Annotated in this window: 22 protein-coding genes; 9 read left to right on the plus strand and 13 right to left on the minus strand. The window is 42.4% G+C overall.

What is annotated here, in order from left to right:
- The 3 genes from LCL89_RS09600 to LCL89_RS09610 all read right to left on the minus strand — a co-directional run bounded on the left by LCL89_RS09600 (position 1) and on the right by LCL89_RS09610 (position 5,875).
- The gene (locus LCL89_RS09600) at positions 1–1,611 is read right to left on the minus strand and encodes a hypothetical protein (RefSeq protein ID WP_224809910.1); all 1,611 of its coding nucleotides are present in this window, start codon (positions 1,609–1,611) and stop codon (positions 1–3) included.
- Between the two features lie 13 nt (positions 1,612–1,624).
- Positions 1,625–3,325 (minus strand): hypothetical protein, encoded by a 1,701-nt coding sequence (locus LCL89_RS09605; protein WP_224809911.1) that lies wholly within the window; start codon positions 3,323–3,325, stop codon positions 1,625–1,627.
- A 360-nt stretch (positions 3,326–3,685) separates the two neighbouring features.
- A complete protein-coding gene (locus tag LCL89_RS09610; RefSeq protein WP_224809912.1) occupies positions 3,686–5,875 on the minus strand; it encodes an ATP-dependent helicase in 2,190 nt (729 codons plus the stop codon).
- A gap of 380 nt (positions 5,876–6,255) precedes the next feature.
- Here LCL89_RS09610 and LCL89_RS09615 point away from each other — a divergent pair, with 380 nt between their 5' ends.
- Both LCL89_RS09615 and LCL89_RS09620 read left to right on the plus strand, forming a co-directional pair.
- Positions 6,256–6,420 carry a hypothetical protein gene (locus tag LCL89_RS09615; protein ID WP_197318015.1) on the plus strand — a complete coding sequence of 55 codons (165 nt, stop codon included), beginning with the start codon at positions 6,256–6,258 and terminating at the stop codon, positions 6,418–6,420.
- A 105-nt stretch (positions 6,421–6,525) separates the two neighbouring features.
- The gene (locus tag LCL89_RS09620) at positions 6,526–7,692 is read left to right on the plus strand and encodes a DUF4317 domain-containing protein (protein WP_224809913.1); all 1,167 of its coding nucleotides are present in this window, start codon (positions 6,526–6,528) and stop codon (positions 7,690–7,692) included.
- A 62-nt stretch (positions 7,693–7,754) separates the two neighbouring features.
- On the opposite strand, the gene LCL89_RS09625 is transcribed toward LCL89_RS09620, so the two are convergent.
- Complete coding sequence (locus LCL89_RS09625) at positions 7,755–8,210, minus strand: hypothetical protein (RefSeq protein WP_224809914.1); 456 nt, start codon at positions 8,208–8,210, stop codon at positions 7,755–7,757.
- Between the two features lie 196 nt (positions 8,211–8,406).
- On the opposite strand from LCL89_RS09625, the gene LCL89_RS09630 reads away from it, so the two are divergent.
- Both LCL89_RS09630 and LCL89_RS09635 read left to right on the plus strand, forming a co-directional pair.
- Positions 8,407–8,574, plus strand: coding sequence for a hypothetical protein (locus LCL89_RS09630; RefSeq protein WP_224809915.1), 168 nt, complete (start codon positions 8,407–8,409; stop codon positions 8,572–8,574).
- 88 nt (positions 8,575–8,662) lie between these two features.
- Positions 8,663–9,553, plus strand: a complete 891-nt coding sequence (locus tag LCL89_RS09635; protein WP_224809916.1) for a fructose bisphosphate aldolase — start codon at positions 8,663–8,665, stop codon at positions 9,551–9,553.
- A gap of 90 nt (positions 9,554–9,643) precedes the next feature.
- Here LCL89_RS09635 and LCL89_RS09640 read toward each other — a convergent pair whose 3' ends face one another.
- The 4 genes from LCL89_RS09640 to LCL89_RS09655 all read right to left on the minus strand — a co-directional run bounded on the left by LCL89_RS09640 (position 9,644) and on the right by LCL89_RS09655 (position 14,640).
- Positions 9,644–10,312: a GIY-YIG nuclease family protein gene (locus tag LCL89_RS09640; RefSeq protein WP_224809917.1), complete on the minus strand. Its 669-nt coding sequence runs from the start codon at positions 10,310–10,312 to the stop codon at positions 9,644–9,646.
- Positions 10,313–10,444: 132 nt separating this feature from the next.
- The gene (locus tag LCL89_RS09645) at positions 10,445–10,909 is read right to left on the minus strand and encodes a recombinase family protein (RefSeq protein WP_224809918.1); all 465 of its coding nucleotides are present in this window, start codon (positions 10,907–10,909) and stop codon (positions 10,445–10,447) included.
- 101 nt (positions 10,910–11,010) lie between these two features.
- Entirely contained in the window at positions 11,011–12,081 is a 1,071-nt protein-coding gene (locus tag LCL89_RS09650; RefSeq protein WP_224809919.1) for an McrC family protein, read from the minus strand.
- Positions 12,082–14,640 carry an AAA family ATPase gene (locus tag LCL89_RS09655; protein ID WP_224809920.1) on the minus strand — a complete coding sequence of 853 codons (2,559 nt, stop codon included), beginning with the start codon at positions 14,638–14,640 and terminating at the stop codon, positions 12,082–12,084.
- Positions 14,641–14,938: 298 nt separating this feature from the next.
- Between LCL89_RS09655 and LCL89_RS09660 the strand changes: the two genes are divergently transcribed.
- Positions 14,939–16,288 (plus strand): MATE family efflux transporter, encoded by a 1,350-nt coding sequence (locus LCL89_RS09660; RefSeq protein WP_224809921.1) that lies wholly within the window; start codon positions 14,939–14,941, stop codon positions 16,286–16,288.
- Between the two features lie 113 nt (positions 16,289–16,401).
- Here the strand turns inward: LCL89_RS09660 and LCL89_RS09665 are convergent, their stop codons facing one another.
- Complete coding sequence (locus LCL89_RS09665) at positions 16,402–16,812, minus strand: hypothetical protein (RefSeq protein ID WP_224809922.1); 411 nt, start codon at positions 16,810–16,812, stop codon at positions 16,402–16,404.
- 249 nt (positions 16,813–17,061) lie between these two features.
- Positions 17,062–18,873 (minus strand): right-handed parallel beta-helix repeat-containing protein, encoded by a 1,812-nt coding sequence (locus LCL89_RS09670; RefSeq protein WP_404813423.1) that lies wholly within the window; start codon positions 18,871–18,873, stop codon positions 17,062–17,064.
- A 536-nt stretch (positions 18,874–19,409) separates the two neighbouring features.
- On the opposite strand from LCL89_RS09670, the gene katG reads away from it, so the two are divergent.
- Positions 19,410–21,653, plus strand: a complete 2,244-nt coding sequence (katG, locus tag LCL89_RS09675; RefSeq protein WP_224809924.1) for a catalase/peroxidase HPI — start codon at positions 19,410–19,412, stop codon at positions 21,651–21,653.
- 87 nt (positions 21,654–21,740) lie between these two features.
- Here the strand turns inward: katG and LCL89_RS09680 are convergent, their stop codons facing one another.
- On the minus strand, positions 21,741–21,947 hold the full coding sequence (locus LCL89_RS09680; RefSeq protein WP_224809925.1) for a hypothetical protein: 207 nt from the start codon (positions 21,945–21,947) through the stop codon (positions 21,741–21,743).
- Between the two features lie 66 nt (positions 21,948–22,013).
- Positions 22,014–22,871 carry an esterase/lipase family protein gene (locus LCL89_RS09685; RefSeq protein ID WP_224809926.1) on the minus strand — a complete coding sequence of 286 codons (858 nt, stop codon included), beginning with the start codon at positions 22,869–22,871 and terminating at the stop codon, positions 22,014–22,016.
- 433 nt (positions 22,872–23,304) lie between these two features.
- On the opposite strand from LCL89_RS09685, the gene LCL89_RS09690 reads away from it, so the two are divergent.
- Both LCL89_RS09690 and LCL89_RS09695 read left to right on the plus strand, forming a co-directional pair.
- Positions 23,305–23,517: a hypothetical protein gene (locus LCL89_RS09690; protein ID WP_197318027.1), complete on the plus strand. Its 213-nt coding sequence runs from the start codon at positions 23,305–23,307 to the stop codon at positions 23,515–23,517.
- Positions 23,518–23,682: 165 nt separating this feature from the next.
- Positions 23,683–24,090 (plus strand): hypothetical protein, encoded by a 408-nt coding sequence (locus LCL89_RS09695; protein WP_224809927.1) that lies wholly within the window; start codon positions 23,683–23,685, stop codon positions 24,088–24,090.
- A gap of 131 nt (positions 24,091–24,221) precedes the next feature.
- Here the strand turns inward: LCL89_RS09695 and LCL89_RS09700 are convergent, their stop codons facing one another.
- Positions 24,222–25,304 (minus strand): prenyltransferase/squalene oxidase repeat-containing protein, encoded by a 1,083-nt coding sequence (locus LCL89_RS09700; RefSeq protein WP_224809928.1) that lies wholly within the window; start codon positions 25,302–25,304, stop codon positions 24,222–24,224.
- Between the two features lie 604 nt (positions 25,305–25,908).
- Between LCL89_RS09700 and LCL89_RS09705 the strand changes: the two genes are divergently transcribed.
- Positions 25,909–26,547 (plus strand): HD-GYP domain-containing protein, encoded by a 639-nt coding sequence (locus LCL89_RS09705; RefSeq protein ID WP_224809929.1) that lies wholly within the window; start codon positions 25,909–25,911, stop codon positions 26,545–26,547.
- Positions 26,548–26,573 lie beyond the last annotated feature (26 nt).

Genomic DNA, 26,573 nt, shown 5'->3' on the forward strand with positions numbered 1-26,573 from the left:
CTAATAGGCCTCCTCACTACTTCTATGTGTGTGTATTGACTTGTAAGGATTATGAATAAGAGCGGTTGCGTCAGAATACTCTACTAATAGTCCATTTTGCCTTAGCTTTTGACGCAAGGCTTCTTCATTCTTTTTGAAGTAACTAATATTAAGCTTTGATTTTTCATATATCCCAGAGTCCTTAGCTTGCTGGACCCCTATTATGAAGCCATAGTCCTCATATAAATCTTGTAAAAATTCACTGTATTCTTTGTCATGATTAGGTAATACTTTCATGTAAACCAAAGTTTGAAGGAAGGTATCTGACATGAAATAACGGTATTTGGATCCTGCCCTGAAACCTCCAAGCCCTCCATCTCTTAACAAGATTTTAATAATACTCAGCTGATCTTTTTTAAGACCATCGGATACCATATCCTTTACAACAGGATATAACTTTGTAAATAAATCACCTTTATCTTCACATTTTTTTAATGCACTTAAGATTTGCTTTCTCTTAGCTACACTCAGCTTATTTACTCCAAGTAACTTAAGAAGTTCGTGCCCTTTAGGCTCGATATTTGCTTTCCATTCAGTTAGCTTTTCGTCACTATAGTTAGTAGAAATTATTTCATGAAATGATTCATTGAACTTTTCATCAAATATTTGTTTGATCATTAATTCATTTTGAGAAAAAGTATCAGATGATAATTTTAATATTTGAGGTAATTGTCCATCCATACAATCAAAGAAGAATTGGGTTTTAGACTGTTCTCCCACTTTTGACCGATCATACATATAACGAACAAGTTGAAAGCTGATTAAACTCGTCAATAATTGGAACATCTCATACATATCCACTTTAATAGACAAAAGGTTCTCTAATTCTATTGCGAAGTTTTTGTAAAGATAATGATCATTAGTAGGGAGTAAAGGTATCTCTTTATTAGATTCATTAGGAACTAGATAAGGCGGTGTTCCATCACCATCATTCGAGTCTTCTAAGATGTATTGAACGTTATCAACAATGTGATAAATGGACTTGTTTTGATTTAACAAGTTGTTAAAACGGTCACAAATAAACCTCCGTCGCTCATAATTATCTTTTGTTCCATATTTCAGCATTAAGAAGTATAATTCTCCTCCACGTGCAAAGAAATTCCTTTCAAAATCCGGAGCATTAGCTCCCGCTTTCTTTCTCAGTTCAAAAAACAATAAAGATTCATGGAGTGGGTATAGTGAACGAGCGTACCAGGACCGATCAGCTTTCTTTCCATTGTTATTATACAAAGGAACTTCTAGGTTTCTGAAAAATTCTTGTATGTAGCCTACTTTTTCAGGGTCATCCATTTCTTTCTTCAAACGTTCTTTCTTTTCAACTGGGACAGTTGCAATATTTCTTTTACTTCCTTCTTTAACTCCTTCAAATATAAACTCTCTAAAACCTGCTCCTTTATACCTCTTATAGGTCGGACTCTCAAAGTTATAGGTTGTTCCGCGAAGCACATTTAAAAATTCTAATACATATTCGGGCCCTCGTTGTCCGTCTGTAAATCTATGTCCCCATATCTGTGCAGACAATCGACTGGAGAATTCTTTTACATCCTTGATCTGATCTTTATTTTCACTCATTTAAAAATCACCCCTATTCAAATCCGATTGTGTCTACAATATAAAGTCCTGCTTCCCTATCTAATCTAAGAATTTCTAATTCATCTTCTTCGGGTTCACTGGCATTGATCAATTCATTCTTAAATGTATCAAGCAAGATTTCTACTTCTTGTCTTAGTATATTATGAGTCCCTCCACCTGCTATTCTCATAAGGTACTCAAATACAAGCAAATTGATATCTAACTTGATGTCTAAATCTCCTGGCTCTACTGTTAATACTAACTTGGAAGAAAGATGGTCTATGTCTCCTCTAGTTTGTTCAATTCTTATATCTATATTTCTCTTTTTAAATTCCCCGCTAACCAAGGCGTTCTCACTTGTGGCAAGCAAATCTTTCTGGCCGGAAGTCTTAATTAATTTCTTAGAAAAAGTTCTATTCAGTCCTGAAATTAAATGACCTTTTAAACTGCTAGATACTTCCTGATTTTCAAAAGCTTCAACATATTGAGGCAAATATTCAAAAGCTAGCAATTCATTCACATCAAAATGCTCATTAGTTTTCAATTCAAAGAAAGTTTTTCTTCTTAGTTTTGCTATCCATTCCTCCATAAATTTTTTATTATCAATGTCATCATGATATCTATAAGTGTGAAGTTGGTTAACAAAATAATTGAACTTCATATCTAATTGATTATTAAACAAATTCCTATGATTTTCTTCTAAAGATTCACTTCCGCTTATGTCTCCATTAACTATGAAATCATCTATAACTGAATGTGAGTATTTACCAGGATCCAATATCCTTAATACTTTAAGTGCTCTCATTTCGTCAAAAGCGTCTTTTGGTGCATGCGCTCCATAAAAATTATCATAATAAGCACTTAACCTTTGTTTATCAATTTTTTGAATATCTTCTGTAAATATATCTTCACATACATACCCGCCTGTTATCGTATACGCTACATGAATTAACATTTCTCTCATTGTGATATGTTCATCAAGAAAGTCTAACGTTCGGTACTGCATTCCAATTTGATCTTTAATATTCGAATCAGCCGTCTTTTTATGGTTATGATAAATGATACACTTCTCTTTCATCGGGCATGTATCACAGCTACGCCAATTCTCTTGTTTATTCCAATCATCCAAAACTTTACGTACATATTCAGAAGAAGTTACATCAAGAAGGTTAATTACATCTAGACGTTCATCGTTATTTTTATAATCATCAAACCTACTTTTCACTTCGTTATATAAATCTGCCAAAGTACTTCTCTGAGCAAGAAACTTATTTAGTTTCCCTTCGTTAGCAGCTATTAAATAGTAGTTTTTATCTGCGTAATTAGTATGTATTTGCTGTTGAAGGTTGTTAAGTATTTCTTCTATGACGCTATCTCTTAATTCAGATAAATCTTTTACAAATGTTAAGGTTCCCTCAGAAAATTTTATTGTTATCAAGCCATTTTCAGGCCATGACGCAAGTGGTGTTTCTTCAAAAAAGTTATAAACTGTCCTACATAATCTAGTTTTACCGTCTCCAGCATTACCGGTCAATATGATACTTCTAGGCTTCTCTTCTAATACTTTCAATAAGTATTTCTCTACTTGAGTTTCGATTGTAAAATTATAATTTACTGTTTTTTCGTCATTCGTGTATTCATCATATATTTTTGAATGATTTGGAGACAGGACATTGTACTGATCCAAATAATATACAAAATCATTCTTATGCATCATATGCACCCCTTTTCCGGAAGTATATGTATAAAAAAGCTAAAGTTCTATAAAGTTACCGGTTACTTAACTAATAGTCATTGTTGACCATTCTATCAAAGAACCCCCATCTTTGTTAATTCAATAGTAAAAAAGATTCTTATATTGTTCTAGATGATATGAAAATAGACCAAATATATAATAAACTCTTCTATTTACATTATATTCCTATTAATGATCCAATACAATTACTCACCTCTAAATAAATTCTAGCTCTTAAGTATCATTAAGAGGCGACACTCTCCACTTATGTCGCTTACTTTTAAAAGTTGTATACATACAAGCTTTTCTTAAAACAAAAAATAAGTCGTAAGTTATTACTTACGACTTACTTGTTAACAAACCATTATTCAAACAAACCTCCAACAACAACTCCTTATATCCAACCTCCTCAAACTGAATCCCTATCTGATCTCCACCATACTCCGAAATAACACCCTTCCCAAACTTCCGATGAACAACCTCTCTCCCCAACTCAATATCTTCATACTTAAGAAGACTTTCATCATTCAAGTCAGGAACTGGTCCGTTACCTTTTCTAGAAGAAGGTTTCTTAGCCACTGGTTGCACGATTTTCTTCACATTCCCAACAAACATCGATTCCGTCACACGTTCATTTCCTTTATATTGGTACGATAGAAGCTCGAGATCCGTCCTCGCACGTGTCATCCCTACATAAAACAACCGCACAGCTTCCTCCATCAAGTCCGTCTCACTCTTCCTGTAACGGTCCATATCGTCTTTAGACGGAACCACGCCATTAATGAGATCGATCATATACACCTTGTCATACTCCAAACCTTTAGCACTGTGGAATGTAGTCAAAGTAAGTGAGCTTTTGTTTTTATTGAATTTCGACGTATGGACCAATTGCTCTAACTCTTTCAAGCGGTAAGCGAAATCCTTTAGAGAGCCTAACCCCCCTGCAATCTGCTCCAGGTTATCTAATACGCTAAACAACTGCTCGGAATTGAAACCGAATTTATCCGCCATCTTCCCGATCGCATGGTCGTAGCCGAGCTTTTCCCTGATCGTCCGAATCGCTTTGTAAGGGTTCATCTGGTTCAAATCATGAAAAAGTTTCTTCGCTTTCGGAATCGCTTTTTGCTGGTAGGAAGGCAGTTCGCTTTCCAGAAGTGTATCGAAGACCGAGTCGTTCGTGTTTCTCCTTTTCAAATAAGCGATTTGCTGTTTGGAGATGTAGGCGTTCATTTTCGTATGGATCCGTTCCAGGACATCGATGCGCCGGTCGTTGTAGGAAAAGCGCATGAAGTTCAGGATATCTTCAACGATCCAGTGCTTGAAGAACTTAGCGTCGATGTCTCTCATATAAAAATCGATGCCTTCTTTGTCCAACCGGTCGGCGAGCGGAATGGCTGATGAATTATTCCGGTAAAGTACAGCAATGTCTTCCCCGTTGCTGTTTCGGATAGCTTCGGTCACATAGTCCAGCTGATCGTCATACTTTTTCAACGTCTTAATTTCAATCGGCTGGTGCGACTCGTTTTCAGTGAACATTTCTTTCGGATACCGGTTTTTGTTGCGCTTAATAAACCGGTTCGCTGTGTTTACGATTTGCTGTGATGACCGGTAGTTTTGTGACATTGTTAGAACCGTCGCTTCCGGGTAGATCTGTTCGAACTGAAGCAGCTTCGTGACGTCAGAACCTCTCCACATGAAAATCGACTGGTCGTCATCGGCGACAACGCAGATGTTATTCTGCGGTTTGGCCAAGAGCTCGACTATTTCGTGCTGGACGACGGAATTGTCCTGGCTTTCATCGGTCAGAATGTATTCGAACTGGCGCTGGTATTTGGATAAAAGCTCGGCATCTTCCAACAGAATTTGATGGCAGTACGTAAGCATATCATCGAAATCGAGCAACACCTGATCACTGTGCGTTTTCTTGAATCGTTCGTAGGAGCGGTATATGTCCGCCGCGTTTTTGACGCTGCATTTGACCTTATCCAATTGCTTATCCCCTATCATCCGGTTTTTCACATAACTGATATAGGTCATCAGCTCGTCCATGTCGTCATCAGAGGCCTGAACGCCATTCGTGTCTTCATAGATCCTGCGCAGGATGAATTTTTTATGGAGGGGGACATCCGGTCCATCGAACCCTTTTTTCAATTCTTCTTCATTGATATCCCCTTCGATCAATTGGAAAGCCTCACCGTTCTTTCTGAGCGACTCCCGGACGACTTTGAAAGCGAAGCTGTGAATCGTCGAGAAGTTCACTTTTTCATCGGTCAGTGAGGAAAAGAAGTGATCGAAACGGTCTGCCATATCCCGTGCGGCGGCTTTACTGAATGTGACCGCCATGATCCGCTCCGGTCTCACCTTTTTCTCTAATAACAAGTAACCGATCTTCAAATTCAACGTCGTCGTCTTTCCTGAACCCGGGGATGCCAGCAAAAGCAGCGGGCCTTCCGTATGCTGGACTGCCTGCTTCTGCACTTCGTTCAGGCGGACGCCCGTTTGTTCTTCCATCAGATTGAAGAAATCCATGCCGGTCTCCTCTCCTTTTTCATGTCTATAAAAAATAAAAATAGATGAAAGGAGAAATCACGGATGAGACTTCTTCTTCCACCTATGGCTGACGTTTTTTTACCGTTCCCTATTATATCTCTTCACCCGCTCGGTTTCTACCTCTGATTTCACTCCTCCAGAATCTACCTCCCCTTGTCAAAATGGAATCATCATAACCCAAACAGGTGTAACGATTTAAACAGCCGTTGCTCTTGATTTTATACTCTGTGAACAAGGATTTTCCACACCTTCACCCTCCTGCAAAAATCGCATTCCTCTTTTATGATTTTTCCCTCTCCAAAGTCGTATATTTTTTCAAAACTGACTCATAATAACAACTCGGAAGGGAGGGAAGACCCATGGCGAAGAGAAACAAAAAGAACGATGCTGATCAAAAGAACCAAAAAGGATTCCAGCCGAAGCAAGACGCTGAATTTGCTGAGGAGTTCGGAGCTGCAGCTGCGAACGAAGCTCACCAGAAAGAAGCAAAACGCGCTCGCAAAGCAAACCGTCCACAACAATAATGTAAGAAAGGACGTCTCCATATTGAGACGTCCTTTTCCAAACCTACACCCCCGCTCTCTGTGTTAAAATGGAAGCACTATAAGCCATGTGGGAGTGGAAGATTCATGGACAAAAAAGACATCGCCGGGATCCGCCGGCAACTGAAAGTAGACAACGACCTTTTGAAAATCACCGACATTTTCAACGTATATATCATGAAAGAATCAACGGACATTTATCACCACCAGAGCCAGCCGTTCGAAATGCTCGACCGCGAACAGCAGGAATTGTTCATGAACAATTTCAAGAAAGTGCTCACCGGCCAGCTCGATGAAAAATTGTTCGAGCTCAAGTTCAAGCGGGATGCGGAGAATCACTCGCAGCTGATTTTACATAAAGGGTTGCTCAGTACGGACGTCGAGGACTGGAAACAACAGATGCTCGAAATGACCGAAAAAATGATTCATGAAAATCCGTATGAGAAGGATGTCGTCATCACATTCATCCGCGCGGAATACAACAAGACGATGAAGCGCCAGAGTGAAGAATCGGAAATCAGTGACCGGGATGCCGTGTATGCGAACCCGTTCATCCTATGCAGCATCAACCAGACGCAGGAGCCGAAAAAGGAGATCCAGTTCGACTATGTGGAGAAGGAATTCAAATACAAGATTGAAGTCGATCCCGTCATCGATTTGAAAAATCCGATGACCGGGTTCCTGTTCCCAACCATCACGGACGGTGCGTCGGATGTGAACCACATCCTCTATTCCGCCGGCAAAGCGAACGAGCCGGATTACCGCTTCATCGATGAAGTGTTGAACGGAGAGGAATTCATGACCGCGAAAGAGGACAAAGCGGTGTTCGAGGAAGTCATCCGGGATGTGTGCGGCGATCAGCTCAGCCCCTCCACCCTTGCGAACGTGTATGGAGAAATTAACCGGGTCGTCGAGGAGAGCGAAGACGATGAACCACCGAAGCTCGATTACAAAGACGTCGAACGCGTGCTGACCGACAGTGGTGAGCAAGTCGAAGGGGAAAAAATAAAAACCGCGTTCCAGCGTGTGACCCTGGAGGACTCCTATGAGCTGAAAGCGAGCAGTATCGTGCCGAAGTACAAATCGAAATCAATCAAGATCAATACGAAAATCGCCAACATATCGATCAGCCCGCAGGATCTCCAACATGTGCGGCAGGTCAATTATAAAGGGAAGCGCGCCATCATGATTGAAGTGGAAGAAGATGCGGAGATCGATGGCTTCAAGATGCTGCCGGAAGCGTTCGGAGAATAAAAAAACACGCGCAAAGCATGGCTTGCGCGTGTTTTACTATAGTTAGATATAGAATTAATTAGTCACGTGGATGGCTTTTGAAAAGGTACCTTCACACTGTGCTTTTCCCCTTTCCCATCGGTCCATTTCACTAATGTATAGGATTCATCCAACAGTTTCATCAAATCATCAGCTCCCATCCCTTCCGAATGAAAAACGCGGTGCCCTTCAAGACGTATGATCATTTGATTATCTTCGATGGGTTGGTCGTGAGTGGTTCTCGCTGTGATGTCGACGGGCTCCTTGAAATGGACGGAGACATCAAAAAATCGTACCTGCTTATCACCGTGGTAGGTCACGTGCTCATTGAGTGTCCAATCCTCTCCTGGATATTTATTCAGTGTGTAATCTACATGCCAATCTTTTGCTGAGGTTGATGATTGGATCGATTGTGGTTGTTTGGAATCCATAAACCATTGATAAAGGGGGAGCGAAGCCGCTGCTAGTAAGATTAAGCTGTAGATGAGTGGTTTTTTCATTATGATACGCTCCTTTTGCATCGATTCTATCCCATTTTATCAAGATTTCGAATTATAAAGAAGAAGGTATAACACGGATTGCGCACCCATGCTCCAGTCAGCTTTCGAAGATAGACAAAATTTTTAAAGAAGTAGTAACCGGAAGAAAATCGCACACACTAAGATTATATTTTTCCAAGACAAGGAGGAATCTTAGATGGATAAAAACGATTCTTTGGCTTACACGACGATTGCGATGCAGGAGCTCGGTTACCGGCAGGAGGAAATTGAAAACCTCACGAACAAGATGCTTGAGGTGCTTGAGCGTTATCCTGAAAAAGATGCCGAGAACAAAGCGGACGATATTTTGTACGGCGACCATTAGTGTCTAAGTGGACAATCCCACCTCTTCATGTTAATAATGGGAATTGAATGGGAAGAGTTTAGAGAATGAATATTAAGGAGTGATCCACTTGAATCAACAACAATTCGAAAAGATCAAGACCGGAAATGGTTTCATTGCTGCTCTCGACCAAAGCGGAGGCAGTACACCAAAAGCCTTAGCTGCTTACGGCGTTCCTGAAGACTCCTATTCTGGAGAGGACGAAATGTTCGACCTTGTCCACCAGATGCGGACACGAATCATCACGTCCCCATCCTTCAATGCCGACCAAATTGTAGGCGCCATCCTGTTCGAACAGACGATGGACCGCGAAATTGAAGGCCAGTACACAGCGGACTACCTCGCAAGCAAAGGCGTCGTGCCTTTCCTTAAAGTCGACAAAGGTCTCGCTGAACAAGAAAACGGCGTCCAGCTGATGAAGCCGATCCACGACCTGGATGAAACGCTTCGCCGTGCCAACGAACGCAACATCTTCGGCACGAAAATGCGCTCTGTCATCCACGAGCCGAATGAAGAAGGCATCAAAGCTGTCGTCGAACAACAATTCGAAATCGGTAAGAAGATCATCGAAGCAGGTCTGGTACCGATCATTGAACCAGAAGTGAACATTCACAGTGAAGACAAAGAACAATGCGAAGAAATGCTGAAAAACGAAATCCACAAGCATCTCGACCAGCTGTCTGATGACCAAAACGTCATGCTGAAGCTGACGATTCCTTCAAAAGCGAACCTTTACAAGGAATTGATCGATCACCCTCGCGTGGTCCGTGTCGTTGCTCTATCCGGCGGTTACTCCCGTGAGGAAGCGAACGAAAAACTGAAAGAGAACGATGGTCTGATCGCAAGCTTCTCTCGTGCGCTTGCTGCTGATTTGAATGCGAATCAGTCGGATGAAGAGTTCAATACTGCGCTGAAGAGTGCGGTGGACAGTATTTATGATGCTTCTGTGAATAAGAAATAATATAGATTGAGAAAAGCTGATGGAGGTTATCCATCAGCTTTTTATTATATCTAGTATATCTTTTTTGTCTTATGTATTATTCTACAACACTTAAAACAATTCCATTTGTTTCGGTTGGTTGTTTGTTAATTCTTGTCTTAAGCATGCAATCTTTTTCGCGTGAAAGCGCGGATACAAATCTAAGAGTATAAATTCCAATTCTTCTTGAGTTAAATGTTGCAATACACTCCCTTCTCCTCTTTCTCTAACATCCGTATTAAATTCACGATTTAAATGAGTATATAAGTTACTTAAGATGATTGATCCATTTGTGTGTTTTGTATTAACTGTTGAAAGAAAGTGCACCATTCCTTTTATACGTTTTTTATAATGGTCCAATTGTTTGTCAATACCAAGAGTCCTATCCTTGTAATTAGTGTTCTGCCTATAGAAATTTTTTGACACAATGCCCCAATTCTTTTTCTTATAAAATTCATAGGCTTGGTATTCATTACTATAAAAATCTTCAGTTTTATAATTTGAATCATCTAATGTTTTTAGAACAATAAATTTTGTGTCTTTATGTAAATATAAACGCATTCTTTCTTTGTCTTCAGCATAGTTGGGAATGGAAAATAAATGATCTACCCACCTACATAAGAAGTTCCTTTGAGTTTCACCCACATATATTAGATTATGCGTTTTATTAATTATGGCATATATTCCTTTACTTAATAGTTCATCCTTTTTAGTTCCCATAATTTCTCCTCGCTTTTTCATACCTTTTGTAAATTTTTGTTTTTTATAAATTAATACTTCGCTACTAAAGTTGGATTTCCTTTATTTGTATTTCTATTAATAAAAGCTGACGGAACTCATCCATCAGCTTTTAAAACATACCTTAGTAATTAACTATTTTTCTTTCGCCTTTATACTCTTCTTATCAAAAGCATTGCTAAAAGTTTTCTTAAATGAATAAAGACTAAGGTGTCGTGGTCCTAAAATATCCAAGCGTAATCTATCATAATTTACCGTCTTGTTATCTTCATAAAAATGGACTTCACCAATCTGTTCCACGATATCCAGAAGTAGATCACTATTCACATTCAATTCATTTTGAACGGCAGAAGAGTTGTAAAAGAGCAAGGTGCTTGGCTTGTACCTAGGGTTCCCTAATACTTTCTTCATTTGTATAAGCTCCGGTCTCTTAAAAGGTGTTCCTAGATAGCCGAGATCAGTGAATCTTTTAAGAACATTCCACTGATTTTCAGCACAGTATTGATTAAGTACTTTGTCCTGATATACGAGTCGGTCAATGGGTGATGATAGGTTGTTAATTTCTATCGTTTTTTTATAATACAAGAAGACGCTTTTCATCAATATATCCCCTTCTAGATTAAGACATAAAAAAAAGCATATGATCCCGGCAATCGGGTTCATATGCTAGTATCTCTCTTGAAGTGCCTCTTTAATCAACATCAAGAAAAACCTTCACTTCCATGCTTAGAATAAGTATTGGACTTACCTTCCAAACAACCTATCAAGCGTGTATAAATATCGTGCCAAGAAGCACTTAAATCTAACGTGTTCACTTCCATCGAAACCCGTTCACTCCACTCAAATACTTCATCTACATGCTTCCCGTTATAAGGATAAACCAATATCCCCCTCACGCTGACTTCTTGATCCTGGTGCATCAAATAAGTGAATAATTGATACATGTTGTGACTATGGAACGAATCATTGCCATGATAATTCTGAAAAACATGTTTATAGAACTTCGCATCCATGACGATCTTTTCATTTCCTTTCTTATGAGTAAGAGATACATCCGTCCTCATGGATGGTAGATATGTTTGATTTCCTCGAAGGTTCCAATTCAACGTCTCCGAAGATACCTTATATGTCTTCTGTTCTTGTTTATAAAACTGAAAAAGAAACTTCTCAAAAATACGATTTAAATCAGTGTCTTCCAACTCAGCATTGAACAAACTCCATCCACCCTGCTTATGGGATAACAAGGTGAAGTCGTGGAGAATCTTCGCAATATGAATCATACGTTTGTAATGAAACGTTTGGCGACTGTACGTAATTTCTTTAAATAACCGTTTTGTTAAAGGAGGAGAATCAACCTCAGGTATAGATTCCATTAACAAGAAACTTTTCTTTCTCGTTTCTTCTTTTAAAAATCTATTTTGCGTAATCGACCCAAGGGTTGATTTCATTATTTGATTCAACAGCACATTTGCGGAATACTCATCCTTCTCACAAACGACTGATGGTTTTCTCATCATAATCGAAGGCATGGACTCACTTAATACGAGCCTTCCGTTCAACCTGTTGGTGCTTTCTTTCACTTCTATATAATCTTTTACCAGACCTCGCCGGTGAAGCAAAGCCACTTCTTTCAGGAATTGTTTAACAATAAAGTCGTAGGTGATCAGGTCCTCATCTATTTCATTCATGCTTTTGGTGAGTTCCGGCATTTCATGAATATAGCTCAGAAGACAAAATAGATTTCGAATTGGAACTTTGAACGTCTGTTCCATTTAAATCCCCTCAATCAACAATTGGACGACTTCTGGCCGGTCGAAATAATACTCTTCTAAAAGAGGAATGATCTCAAACTGGATGACGCCTTCATACCATGTTTCTTCATCTAAATGATTCGGTTTGGATGTGAAGAAAGAGTGCCCGATGGCATACCCCTCTCCCAATTGAAAGTCCGATATAATCTCATCATTAATTCTCTTAATAGCCGATTCTATCCGTGAAACCATCTCGTCCGATACTCCTGAGCGCTTTAAAGTGGCTTCCCACTTATCATTGAAAACAGGCTTTAAGGTTACGAAAGCGAAACGGCGTCGTAAAGCAACTTCTATTTGGGCCAAGGAACGGTCAGCTGTATTCATTGTTCCGATTAAATGCACGTTGCCAGGGACGGTGAATTTCTCTTTCGAGTATCCCATCGTCACATATTCATCACGTTTATCACTCTCAATCAACATAAATAATTCCCCAAAAATTTTGGAGAGGTTTCCACGGTTGATTTCATCGATGATGAAATAATAATCTTTCCCTGGATCCTCTAACGCCTTTTGGCAAAAGTCATAGAAGACCCCGTATTCCAAATCAAACCCATTTTCTTTCGGTCGATACCCCATGACAAAATCGTCATAAGCGTAGCTTTGGTGAAACTGGACCATTTCTACTCTTGATTCATCTTTTTCTCCCATAAGTGAAAAAGCCAGTCGTTTGGATACAAAAGTCTTCCCTACTCCGGGAGGACCTTGAAAAATCAAGTTCTTTTTATAGGCTAATAGATTCTTAATTTTTGTGTATTTTTCTCTTTCCATAAACACTTCTTTTAAAAAGTCTTCTTTTGTATATGGATCAATTTCTTCTTCTAGCCAATTTTCTTCAGTCAATTCCATCGCTCTTTTCAAATTCGGTTTCAAACTCCATATGAATTGGCCGTCTTGTCGATATCCAGTAAATAGGACGGGCCAGTATTCTGCTTCACCTTCCTCTGATAGTGGAGGATTCATATCAATAGCCTCCAGTATTCTTTTGGCAAGATAGGCGACGGATGTGTTAAAAGCCGAAGGGTGTTTGTCTAGATTATGTGCCAGGCGGGTGGCAGAAGCTTCGCCTTCCCACTCATACATTTTCCCAAGATAATTGAAGTCACTCTCTTTGAAAATTGCATCGTTCTGAATCAGCTCACTCCATTGCTCTACAGGCAAATCCTGAGATTTTTTAAAAGATTGTTCTTCTGCACTGGAAGATGGTTGATTATTCAGGAATTCCGACTTCACCTCGACCATTTTGTGGTGAAGATCTTCATAGGTAAAGGAAGGTACATCTTTCACCACGGCTTCATTTTTTGACGCATTATTCACATGCTGATCTCCATAGTACAACCCGTATTGAACCCCATGCTCATCTACCGCTAAAAACAATTGAGGAGCTGTCCGGTGGCTGGCATGGTTCGATTCATAAACCGCAAGCCAGCACCTGCTGCCTCCGAAGTTATTGTTCCAATTGAATCCTTTCAATACTCGGTCTTCAACCAATTCAATTTCTTGGTATTCCTCAATATTTCGAATGGCTTCATGAATTTTACGCTGTTCTTCCAGGACTTTATCTTTTTTATCAAAGTAATAGACTTGAAACAGAATGGTGAAATTTGTCCAAGCCTGCAAGATGTTTGTCTCATGCTGGGCATTAACTTCTTGTTTGAACTGCTCAAATTCGTTTAGAGTCACTGTTCCTTCTTCAAGAATAGTATCCAAGACCTTAAACTTTATTTGGTTGACCTTTTGGTGGTCACGATACATTTCCCGCATGTCTTCTAAGTGCTTCGTATTCATTTCACTGATGCCTTGTAAAAAGCTATCCACGTTTTGCTTATATCGGTGTAGTTCGGTCGCTATTTCATACAAGTATTCAACAGCGCTTTCCACCCTTATTTGATCATACTGTGAACTGCAATAAAAGAAGTCTTGGATGTCTAAAATGGTGAGATTTTGATAGGTGGGCTTCAGATAATTGAGTGTTGTGTTGCAAATATGTACATATGCTTCATAGTTCAACCCTACTGAACCAAATTTCAAGTTTATCCCATAGGTTTGTTTGATATCTTTGAAGATTTCCTGCTTGTACAGTGGATATTGCCCAAGATCAAAAGATGCCAGGATATATCCAAAAAGAGGCGCGCCTAGAGAAAGTTTAGGATCGAAAGCTTTTCCCTTTTCACGGAACTCTTCTATGCTTTTTTCTAAAGGAATCGAGTCATCCAGCAACTGGTTCATTAGCTCCGATACTTCTTCCGGGTGACTTTCCGCAAAGCGGACCAAATCTTGTGGATTACTCCAGTGGACAAAGCTTCCTTGTTGAGGGTTTTCTTTTTGGAGTTTTTTTGTGATGTCTACGATGGTGGTTGGAGTGACTTCATTCTCTGCAAAAAAATGGTTCAAGCGAGAAAGAATCTCAGCTTTATAGCTTTCGTCGTAAAGTTCGTGATTTTTGAACGATAAATATTTTTGGAAAGCTATATCCAAGTACTTATCTTTTAATAGTAGGTGTTCAATTTCTGATAGATTCATAAATTCCATCCCCTTTTTCTAGCACATTCGTCATATTTTTATCATACATGACTTGTGGTTAAATATGTAATTCAAGAAGACACCTAATTAATATTGTCCCCAGCCTACCTCCTAATTCACTCGTATGTTTATATCAGTTTTTACATATTCTTACCTATGCAAAGCGTTGTTTAAGTTAACTGTATGATTCACTAAAATTACCTAAGTCGTCCCAAACTTCGACAAAGAGCACTCTCCATTCATTAATGGTAATTTTTTACTTATTAGCATATTAATTACATAAGCGAGGAGAGATGTCATGGACCAATCCAAAAATATGAAGCTCACATTAGGAGCTCTCACCATCCCCATTTTCCTCGAGCTGCTGCTAGGCATACTCATTCAGAACGTCGACCTGTTCATGCTGAGTAAGTACCACGAAGATGCAGTCGCGGCAATCGGAGCTGCCAATCGGATCCTGCTTATGGTGATCGTTATGTTCGGCTTCATCGGAAGTGGAACGACGATCGTTTTATCCCGGATGATGGGGGCCGGTCAGTCTGATGATGCAGAAGAAGCGGCTGTCGTTTCGCTGGTCGCAAACTCCATCATTGGGGTTTTGTTCAGCCTGTTGCTTTGGCAGGGTGCGGGTACATTCCTGAACTTCATGGATCTTACCCCCAATGTCCATTCCATGGCCGAGGGTTACCTGAAAGTCGTCGGTGGTTTCTTATTCCTGCAGGCGGTGATCCTTACCATCAACGCCATCCTGAAAAGCCATGGACACACGAAACAAATTCTTTACGCCTCCATCATGATGAACCTCATCAACGTCTTCGGAAACTACATCCTCATCTTCGGCCAGTTCGGTTTGGAACCTATGGGCACGGACGGGGCCGCTTTATCCACGGTCGTCGCCCGTCTGATCACAAGTGTCGCCCTGTACTTCATCTTGATCAAGACGATCGGTCATGCCCTGCCCTTTGCCCGGTTACTTTCAATGCCATCCGCCCACTTGAAGAAAATTCTCAGCATCGGTATTCCGTCTGCCGGTGAATATTTCACGTATTTATCCGCTCAATTCGTCGTGTTTTTCTTCATCACAACGATGGGCACCCAGTCCATCACCACCCAAATCTACGTCCAGACTATAATGGAACTTGTCTTCATCATCAGCACCTCTCTCGCGAATGGAACGAAAATCATCATCGGCCATCATATCGGTGCAAAACGATACGGTGATGCCTACAAGCAGTGCATCCAGAGCTTCAAATGGGGAGCGGTGTTTACAATTACGGCTACACTCTTCCTTTGGATGTTGTCCAAACCGATCATCGGGTTATTTACAGAAAGCACGACTGTCCAAAGCGGCTTCTCCCTTCTCCTTCTCATGGCTGTCGTATTCGAACCTGCCCGCATGTTTTATCTAATCGGTATCAATGCGCTCCGTGCGGTCGGTGACGCGAGGTATACGTTTTACGTCGCTGCCATCTTTATGTGGGGCATTGGGGTCCCACTTTCCTATGCCCTGGGGGTTCATTTTTCACTGGGGTTGGTCGGGATTTGGATGGCGTTCATTTTGGATGAATGGATCCGCGGGGTGGTCATTGTAAGGCGATGGAGGTCGCGTTCTTGGGTCCACCCGCTCAAACAAAACCTGAGTGCATAGAGAAAAGACCGAATGCTGTATAACACATCCAGTCTACTCTATGATCGTCTCTACAAACTCAAAATAAATAGCAATCCCCTCTTCAAATCGAGGGGGCGCTATATCTCAAGCCTTCAAACCTCTGAGCGTCCGATTGAATCTATGCAAATATATCCGAACAGAAAACCGAATAACAAAACCCCACCGCCAAGGCTGTTCATCAGAAATTCACCCAAGGGCCATGTCATACTTGGCGGGATATAACGCATTAAAGGCGCTAGTATCATGTACAACGAAGGAAGTCCGATACCTAGAAATCTCGCCCATTGAAAGCCCCGCTGCCCTCTCTTCCAACGGAACCATAATGCATGTGTGGCAAACAACGCACCGTATCCAATTGGATAAAGCAGTGTGAACAAAAGCAGGGGCGTCCCTTTGAATTCAAGATCTTTCAATGTCACAAGGGAATCCCGTATGTTCATGAGTCCAACGAAAAGCGCAATCATTGCCGCAGTAAAAACAAAATATCCTAGAAATTTTTTCATTCCCTTTCCCCTCCCATTCAGTTCACAAAACAATGCCTCCCTCCTGGGAGTCACTGTTTACTCTTGAAACCTAAAAGTTAAAGTCCGTTCTCAATTTTTGGCTTACGAACAGAATTAGACAAAAAGGGTGTAATCCCCTGTTGATTTTTATAATAAATTCAAATGTAAAATCACCAAAACGTCACTTTTTTCTACAACAAAATCTCAACGCATAAAGAAAAGACCGAATCTTGGATTCGGTCTTTTCTCTTAATTCTCCTCACAAATCCTAGGCGGCTCACTCTTCCCGCACCGATTCTCCACAAAAACGTTGGACAAATTCTCCGATAAAATATCCAGTTGCACATTGTCCTTCAACACATTCCTGATCAACAGATTCCCCTCAGCCGCTTCCGTCAACGTAACCCCCGTCTCGTGGTTGACCGTAATCTCGTTTTCTTCCAAGTTATTAAACTCACTCTGAACGAGAACGCCTGCACTCTTATTACACTCGATTTTGTTTCCGGCGACCTGGGCGGCGTCATTATCGATCTGCACGCCATTCTGGTTCAAACGGAAGTGGTTTTCGATGACGGCGCCGGATCCGAGGCCGGATTGTTCGTGGACACCGTTTTTGCCATTGTTGTTGATTTGGTTATAGTAGATGAAGTTGAAGCCTGCCTGATCGGCGATGCCGTTTTGAGCGTTATGATGGATGCGGTTGTAGGCGATGGTACTTCCGACCGTCGTGCTGCCTTCGAAGTGAATGCCGTCGCCACCGTTTTCGTAAATCTCATTTTCGATCATCCATGTGTTCATCGCTTTGATCGTCACTCCATGCTCCTCGGCACGGCGGATGGTGTTTTTCCACATTAACGTCGAGAACGCGAGTGACAACTGGATGCCGCTCCCCTCGGTGATGTTTTCGATCTTGTTTTCCAAGAGCGAGATGGCGATGCCTTTCACGCTTATGCCTGAGGTGCGGTAATTCTGGATTCGGAACCCGAATATTTGGACGAGATTACAGCTTAAGTCAAAGGCGGTATCCAGCTCCTCCTCCCCATCCAGGATCGCCTCCTTACCGCCGGCGATGATCCGAATCCCCGATTTTTCTGAAGGGATCTTGACGCTCTCCCGGTAAACGCCATCCCCGACGAGAATCGTGTCCCCGGGGGATGCAGCTTCCACTGCTTCTGAAATCGTCGGGAAATCTTTCGGCACGTGGATGACCGCGTAACCGAGCGTTGACAGTTTGTGATCGAACGGACCCTTATAGTTCTCCAGAATCGTATTGTCTTCATTTCGCATGTGTATAGAGGCACCTCGATTCAGAAGGAACGTATTCCTGAAAATGAGGTTGTTGGAGGCATCCTCCTGAAGAACGATTCCGCCTTTCCAATTTTGGAGGATGCGGTTCAGTTCGATCACGTTGAAGCTCGAACTGATTTTCACGCCTTCCTTCTGGTTGTTCTTGACTTCATTGTCGAGCGCCGTATTGCCTTCCGTCTCCATATGGATGCCGTTGTGGCGGTTCCGGGTGATCAGGTTTCCGACGGACATCGAACCTCCGATGCCGGATGGAAGGTCGATGCCTTCTTTGCCATTCCTTTTGATGTCGTTACCGAAGAGGAGGTTGAACCCTTCGTCTTCCCGCACCCCACTCTTCTTATTGCCTGTGATGGTATTTCCGACCACATGGTTTCCGACCGTGCGGATATGGACGCCATGATGGCCGTTCTCACTGATGTCATTATCCGCCACCCACACATTCTTCGACTGCAGGTGGATGCCATCCATGCCCGCGCGGCTGATTTTATTTTTCCAGATAAGGTTGGAAAACGTCTTCGAATCGAGCTTGATTCCGTGCCCATCCCTCACTTTATCGATGGTGTTCCTGATCATTTTCACACCATAGACGCCGGTCACTTCGATGCCCGCATGGAGAAAATCATGAATGATAAATCCGTTCACTTCGACATTATCGGCCATCAATGTAAAACCCTTATCCAAAGTACCTTTTCCGATGAGCTTCACGTCACGGCCATCCGCGATGATCCTTAGTGAGTTTTTCGATGCCGGCACGGTAATGCTTTCATTGTAGCTGCCGTTTGCGACGAGGATCGTGTCCCCTGCGTCTGCCGCCTCCACCGCTTTTGTAATGGTGGGGAAATCTTTCGGGACGCGGATGACCCGGGGGTCTGTCTCAACATTTTTCACGGGAGAGGTGATCTGGAGCAAGTCATCATGATACGCCTGCACCGTTTCCTGCCATCGTTCAAACAGCTTTTGTAAAAGCGCAGTAAGGTTTCCTTCTGTCATTGTTCCACCTGCTTCTTATGTTTTCGCTTCGTACGTGTTACATTTCGCCTTGATGTCGGAGTCACTCTTAGCGTATGCCCCATCCGCATTCTTGACATCGCCGTCTTTTCTTCACAAATGTTTACAGTGTTATCATTAACTTTATTTTCAGAAATTTGTTAAAATAAGAGTGTAGTTTTGTGTCCACACATTTTTTTCACAAAATTAAGCAGATTGTTTCCAAAACAATTCTTTCTTTATTATAATTACAATCTAATAAACTTTATAAAACTTTCTGCACATATGAGAGGAGATTGAACATGGACAAGAATGAAATGCAAAACAGTAAAGCATCTGCTGGTGAGTGCCCATTCTCTCACGGGGAAAAGTCACAGGAAGAGAGTGCGATCACACCAGTCAAAGTCGGTACGACGAATAAAGATTGGTGGCCAAACCAGCTGAATTTGGATATTTTACATCAGCATGACAAGAAGACCGACCCGTTCGGTGAGGACTTCGATTACGCGGAGGAATTTGAAAAACTCGACTACGCCGCACTGAAGAAAGATCTGCATGACTTGATGACCGACAGCCAGGATTGGTGGCCGGCCGACTACGGGCATTACGGTCCCCTATTCATCCGTATGTCGTGGCATGCTGCCGGAACGTATCGTACCGGGGATGGCCGCGGAGGAAGCTCTACGGGACAGCAGCGTTTCGCTCCGCTGAACAGCTGGCCGGATAACGGAAACCTGGATAAAGCCCGCCGCCTGCTTTGGCCGATCAAACAGAAATACGGCAATAAAATCTCCTGGGCGGACTTGCTTGTACTTACCGGAAATGTCGCCCTCGAATCGATGGGCTTGAAGACCTTTGGCTTTGGTGCCGGACGTGAAGACGTATGGCATCCGGAAGAAGATATTTACTGGGGAAGCGAAACCGAGTGGCTCGGGGACAACCGCTACTCCGGCGACCGTGAACTGGAAAGCCCGCTTGCCGCTGTGCAGATGGGTCTCATCTACGTCAACCCGGAAGGTCCGAACGGCGAACCGGATCCACTCGGCAGTGCGCGCGATATCCGTGAAACGTTCAGCCGTATGGGGATGAACGATGAAGAAACTGTCGCTCTTACAGCCGGTGGCCACACCTTCGGTAAAGCCCACGGCGCAGGTGACGCTGAAAAACACATCGGCCCGGCACCAGAAGCAGCCAACATTGAAGATCAGGGATTCGGCTGGAACAGTACTCACGGAAGCGGTAAAGGCCGTGACGCGATCACAAGTGGAATCAACGGCGCATGGACACCGAATCCAACCCAGTGGGACAACGGCTATTTCGATATGCTGTTCGGTTATGAGTGGGAACTGATGAAAACGCCTGCCGGTGCTTATCAGTGGAAGCCTGTGAATCCGACGGACGATCACCTGGCACCGGATGCCGAAGATGCATCGATGAAAGAGCACACGATCATGACGACAGCCGACATGGCGATGAAGATGGATCCGGATTACGAAAAGATCTCCTGCCGCTTCCATGAGAACCCGGATGAATTCGCTGATGCCTTCTCGCGTGCCTGGTTCAAACTGCTTCACCGCGACATGGGACCGAAATCAAGATACCTCGGACCGGAAGTTCCTAAAGAAGACTTAATCTGGCAGGACCCGATTCCGGAAGTGGATTACGAACTGACGGATTCTGAAATCGAGGATCTGAAATCGAAAATCCTTAACTCTGAACTATCCATCAGTGAAATGGTCAAAACCGCATGGGCCGCAGCAAGCTCTTACCGTGATTCGGACAAGCGCGGCGGTGCCAATGGCGGACGTCTTCGCCTCTCCCCTCAAAAGGATTGGGAAGTGAACGAACCCCACATGCTTGAAAAAGTATTGGGCGTCTATGAAAACATTCAAAACCAACTCGACAAAAACGTCAGCATGGCGGACATGATCGTCCTTGGTGGTACAGCTGCCGTCGAAAAAGCGGCGAAAGACGCCGGTGTCGACGTCACCGTTCCATTCACACCTGGCCGCGGCGATGCTACGCAGGAACAGACAGACGAAGAGAGCTTTGAAGTGCTCGAGCCGATGGCTGACGGCTTCCGTAACTATGAGAAGAAGAAATATACGATGAGTCCAGAAGAGATCCTCGTCGACAAATCACAGCTTCTCGGCCTGACAGCTCCTGAAATGACTGTCCTGGTCGGCGGTATGCGTGTCCTTGGCGCCAACTACGGCAATACGGAACTTGGTGTTTTCACCGACCAGGTCGGCACACTGACGAACGACTTCTTCGTCAACCTGCTGGACATGGGCGTAAAATGGGAACCCGTCGACTACAACCGCTACGAAGGCCGCGACCGCAGCTCCGGCGAAGTCGTACGTACCGCAACCCGCGTAGACCTTGTGTTCGGTTCCAACTCCATCCTTCGTGCTTATGCCGAAGTGTATGCGCAGGAAGATAACAAAGAGAAGTTTGTGCGTGACTTTGTGAAGGCCTGGGTGAAGGTTATGGATGCGGATCGTTTTGATGTGAAATCTGAAGAGTACGCTGAGTTTTCGAAGTAAGGCGTAATGAATAAGCACCTCGCCTGATTGGTATCAGGCAGGTGCTTTTCTCTTAAACTAAAAAGACTGATTGAGTGTATGCCTCAATCAGTTTTTCTTTCTTTTGTAGAGTACGTAAATCACATTGCCAGCCACCAATAGGAAAGCCCCGGTCAACCACCCATATATAGATGGAAGATTGGGCACGTCAGGAAAATACACGATTTGACTTCCAATACTACCCCCGATGAATAGGACCAGGGCCATCAGGCTGAAACGCCACTCGGAATGTGCAAGATTCCTCAGTTTCTTCATTGTAATCAATCCTTTTCCTTACAGACCTGCATTTTTAATAACATCACTTATCCATAAAAGAGCTACTCATCTAATAGAAGAAACTGCTCTAACAGGATCGGCCGGCCCTTCGTAGGCAAGTGCATCAAACACAAATTCATAAGCATTCGGGTCAAAGGCGATAAACTGGTGCTCTACTGGATCATTAGGAAAGTAATCCTGCAGAGTAATATTTGATACCTGCTTTGATTCTTCCAGGAAAGCTGACGTGTAAGGGACGACCACCTCGTCATAGATGGTGGTCACGTTTGTATAAGACACATCCCCTGGTGTTTCGTCTCCTTGATTTAAGTTAGTAAGGAACTCTGAGCCTGTCAGCTGCTGACGGCACGCCGTACATTCGGTTAATAGTCCGGCACCTGTACCGGTGAGAGAAGAGAATCCTCCCACACCATCGGTTCCATGATTGGAAGGAACCAGTCCTATGAGGTCATCGACTTTCTTTTTACCATCTAAAAACTTGAGGTAATAACGCGGCATCATTCCTCCCTGGCTATGACCAACAAGAGAGACCTTCTCGGCCCCTGTGTGTTCAAGGACATTATCAATAAAAACTTTGAGCTCCATCGCAGAGTCCTCAATTGGACCAGTGGAATAACCGGCAGTTGTGACCCCATAATTTAAGGCATACACACAATACCCTTCTGCTTTCAAAGCTGGTGAAAGACTTGACCAGTTTTCACTCATCGATTCGAACGTTCCGGGAACAAGTACCACGGGCGTAGGGTGGGATTCATCAGGCTGACAAGATGGATTATTGGCTCCCACCGGGGGAACTCCTTCCTTCAACATAAAGTCGCCCGAACTCTCGGCTCCGGATTTATCCATCGGGATGAAAAAGAGCACTAGAAAAGAAGTCAAAGCCATAACAAATAATCGTTTCATATTATAGAAGCCTCCTGTTTTTTATTAGATAAGCACTTTCAAGTTGGGGTCTTTTCATACCCCACCCTCTACAAAATAAAAAAAGCCCCCAGATCCAACACCCATCTTGTGGGTAATACTGAGGAACGCCGTTCATTTGAAAACTATCAGGTTCTTCTGCATAGTAACAAGTTAATGTAAGCGGTGTCAAAATTTTCTTTTATCGTCTCTTAATCTTCCAATAAAAAATACCTGCGCTTTTTTCCCTCGCCCCTGCATTATCTGTTGCCTGTAAAGCAGGAAATTCGTTGATACATGTAGTAATTTATAAATACAAGGATCTATTATTCTCGATCCTTGTATTTATAAATTTCCCTCGCTATTTCTGATATTCTAAGAAGCTTGGCAGAGAGATTCAAAAGTGAGGAACCAGAAGAATAAAGGGGGCATACACATGGCAGAAGTATCTTCAATGAAGCAGGCCGTTGACGTGTTAGTTAAAAAAGGGCTATCCAAACGGGATATTTTGAGCAATGTAGATAACAGCCATTTTCCGTTCGAGGATGAAGAAGTTGTGATGACCTTTATCGATTTGCAAATTGAATGTTCCTCTGATGATGAATTTGACAAGTTGGTGGAGTACTTATATGGGTTTGATTCAAACTAATAATTAACTTTTCATTTAAATGACTTTGCAAGTGTGAATGAACATATGAAAAACGCAGCTCTTTTGCTTAGGATGAGCTGCGTTTTTCTTTGACGCCTTTTTACTCAAGGTTTTAGCAAAACTAAAAAAGCATAACTAATATCACTCAAAGAAGGAAGTTATTATATGAATTGGAAGTATCGGCTTCATATCGGGTTGGCGTTGTCTGCCTTTCTAGTGACAGGGTGTTCTCCTGAAGATGCCCCTGCTGAGGAAGAAACCCAAAATGTCTCTTCGAGCGTCGAAAAAACAAAGGGCTATGACATGAGAGGAACGGTGGATTCTTTCACGGTAAGGGATGGACGCACGACCTTGTTCATCCGGGTAAACGAACCGTTGTCGCAGCAGGATGATGCCTATGTATCGTTGAGCGAAGAGACTGAGCTCCTGGATGAATCGGGTGAACCTATCGGACTACAACCCTTCTTGGAATCCTTGGATGGAGGTGACCGCATCAAAGTACGGACAACTGGAGAGCAGATGGAGAGTCTGCCTGTAAAAGTGCTGGCGGAAGCGGTCCGACTCCTCCCCTAAAAATCAATGCCTTCCCCATAGTTGACGGTCTCTGTTCTTTCCATATATTTAAATAATCTTTGGTAAACAAAAAACTGATTGAGGAAACATTCCTCAATCAGTTTTATTGTTCTTATCAATTTTCACCCAACTTATGGCTGGAATGGATTATACCCATCAATTGCATAAATCATCCAGCCAGTAGCGGAAACAGATTCCTTATCCTTCATGGTCCAGTACCCATTATTAGTACCAAGCAGAGAATATGGAACACCGCCTGTGCCATAGAAATCTTGAATCTTAATGATTTCATTCAAGAAGTAATCAGCATCGGCTGTTCTGCCATCCATCTTGAAGGAAACGACCATCTGCCCCTGTCCTTCAAACCAAATATCATCTTGATCACTATTAAAATCGAAGCCATCAATCGTAATCGTATTATTTTTCACTCGTTTCGTTTGTGTGTTGCGGTGCGTGTTCATGACATAGTCCAAGCCGCGGCTGTACTCATACGTACCTGAAGTTCCGAGAGCCTGCACGCCCCACGCATTCGTATCCATCGGATCGTTCGGATCATTGCGTCCGGCCCAGAAGAATCCTTCCGCTTCCTGCCACGCTTCATTATCTAAGAATGACTTCACTTCAGAAGCTTCCTGCGTGTATCCATAATGACTCAACATAGAATAAGCATCTTGGTTATGTTCCGTAGAGGCCCACGTCAGGACATTGTTGGCATCATCCAATCCGCCATTGATACCTCCATCTGCCTGTTGGAACTGCAGGGACCAGTCGATAGCTTGGATCGCCATATCACGGTATGTAGTGGTATCCCCTGTATCCTGTTCGTACTTAGCAACCGCCATCGCCACCCATAACACAGGACCGACATGCTGGTTATGCTCTTGAACGGACGTGTTATTGCAGTAATAAGCGGTGTACCAGGACCCGGACGGGTTTTGAAGATTCTTCAAGCTGTCAAGAACGGTCTTGGCACTGGCTGTATCCCCTTTTAATAGAAATGCAATGGCCCCTACGGCTTGATCGTACGTATAGGAGATTTGCTGACTATCAGAAAAACTGTCCAGTAATCCCGTTGAACATTGTTGACCCTTCAACCAATCATAAGCATTGTCAGACGCTGTCGTTGGTGTAGAAGCTGCAAAGGTTGGTGTCCCCGCTGACAAAATAAGCATAAGACTCAAGGTGATCGTCACTATATTTTTCAACTTAAACATGTACTTCCTCCTTAAAAAATTCTCAGCTTTTCGTCGAGCTCACGTCTCTCCTTTCCCTCTGTGGCATGGATCATCTCATTAAGGAAACCGCTTTCATAGATGTTAGGTGTTATACTATCAAACCTATGTACAACATGAAACATTTTCCGAAAGAAAGGGTCCGAATGAACTATGACTGATTAACTTAACGTTGAAATGAAAGAAAAACCACTTCTTTTGTACCGTTTATTCCACACTATATACGAAATCCTTTTCCTGATGTTCTCAAACCCGTGCTAATAGTATTGAAAGGATAATAGCTATAACAATTAAGACAAGCTGCAGCGATGACCTTTTTTCCCATTTCTTCTGAACACTTCTAGATATGATTTTTTCCCTTTTGATCTCTTTCATCCACCTGGATGTTGATAATATTAAAAACAAAATTATCATGATGCTTGTTGCACCAAGAGCTAATCTTACCCACTCCACTTTTCATCACCCTATTGTTTATTTGTAATTCCACGTTTTCTATAAAATTCATATAACTACTCTTTTTTACATGTATACCTTATAATAAAAACCAACTTTCATCTTCTTCCACCATAAAGGGGTTTTTTTCACTATGAAGTCATCGGTTTATTTTTCAACAGCTGAAGAACTATTCAACAAAATCTCTCAAGATAATGAAGTATTAAGAACTTTCAAGTACCACTCTTTACGAGTGATGCACTTTTCTGTCCTCCTTGCCAAGGAAGTAGGATGCTATGATGACGACCTGAGATATGCAGCACTTCTACACGATATAGGAAAAATCGGGTTATCGAAAGACATCTTGTTAAAACCGACTAAATTAGATGAATTGGAGTACCAGATCATTCAAGCCCACAGCGTGATCGGTAACAATATCTTAAGAAAAACGCTGGATATGCCTCGAGCTGCAATTTTTGTACGGGACCATCATGAACGGTGGGATGGGGAAGGATATCCGCGCGGACTGAAAAATGAAGAAACCTCTATACAAGGGAGGATTATAGGGATTTGCGACGCCTTTGATACGATGACGATCGATAGAAGAAACTATAACCGCAGAACACTGACCTATCATGATGCGATACAGGAATTAGAAAGGTGTTCATGGTCTCAATTTGATGGTGAATTAGTGGATGTATTTATTAATCTTATCAACCATTTAAACCTTCCTTCCCACGAAACATGGGCGGAAGACGAAATGCGCATGAATGATATTTTCAAAACAGAATAAATCCTGCCTCTAAAACACTTGAACCT

This window comes from Halobacillus yeomjeoni, assembly GCF_020171525.1.
In the GTDB taxonomy this organism is placed as follows: Bacteria; Bacillota; Bacilli; order Bacillales; family Halobacillaceae; genus Halobacillus; species Halobacillus yeomjeoni.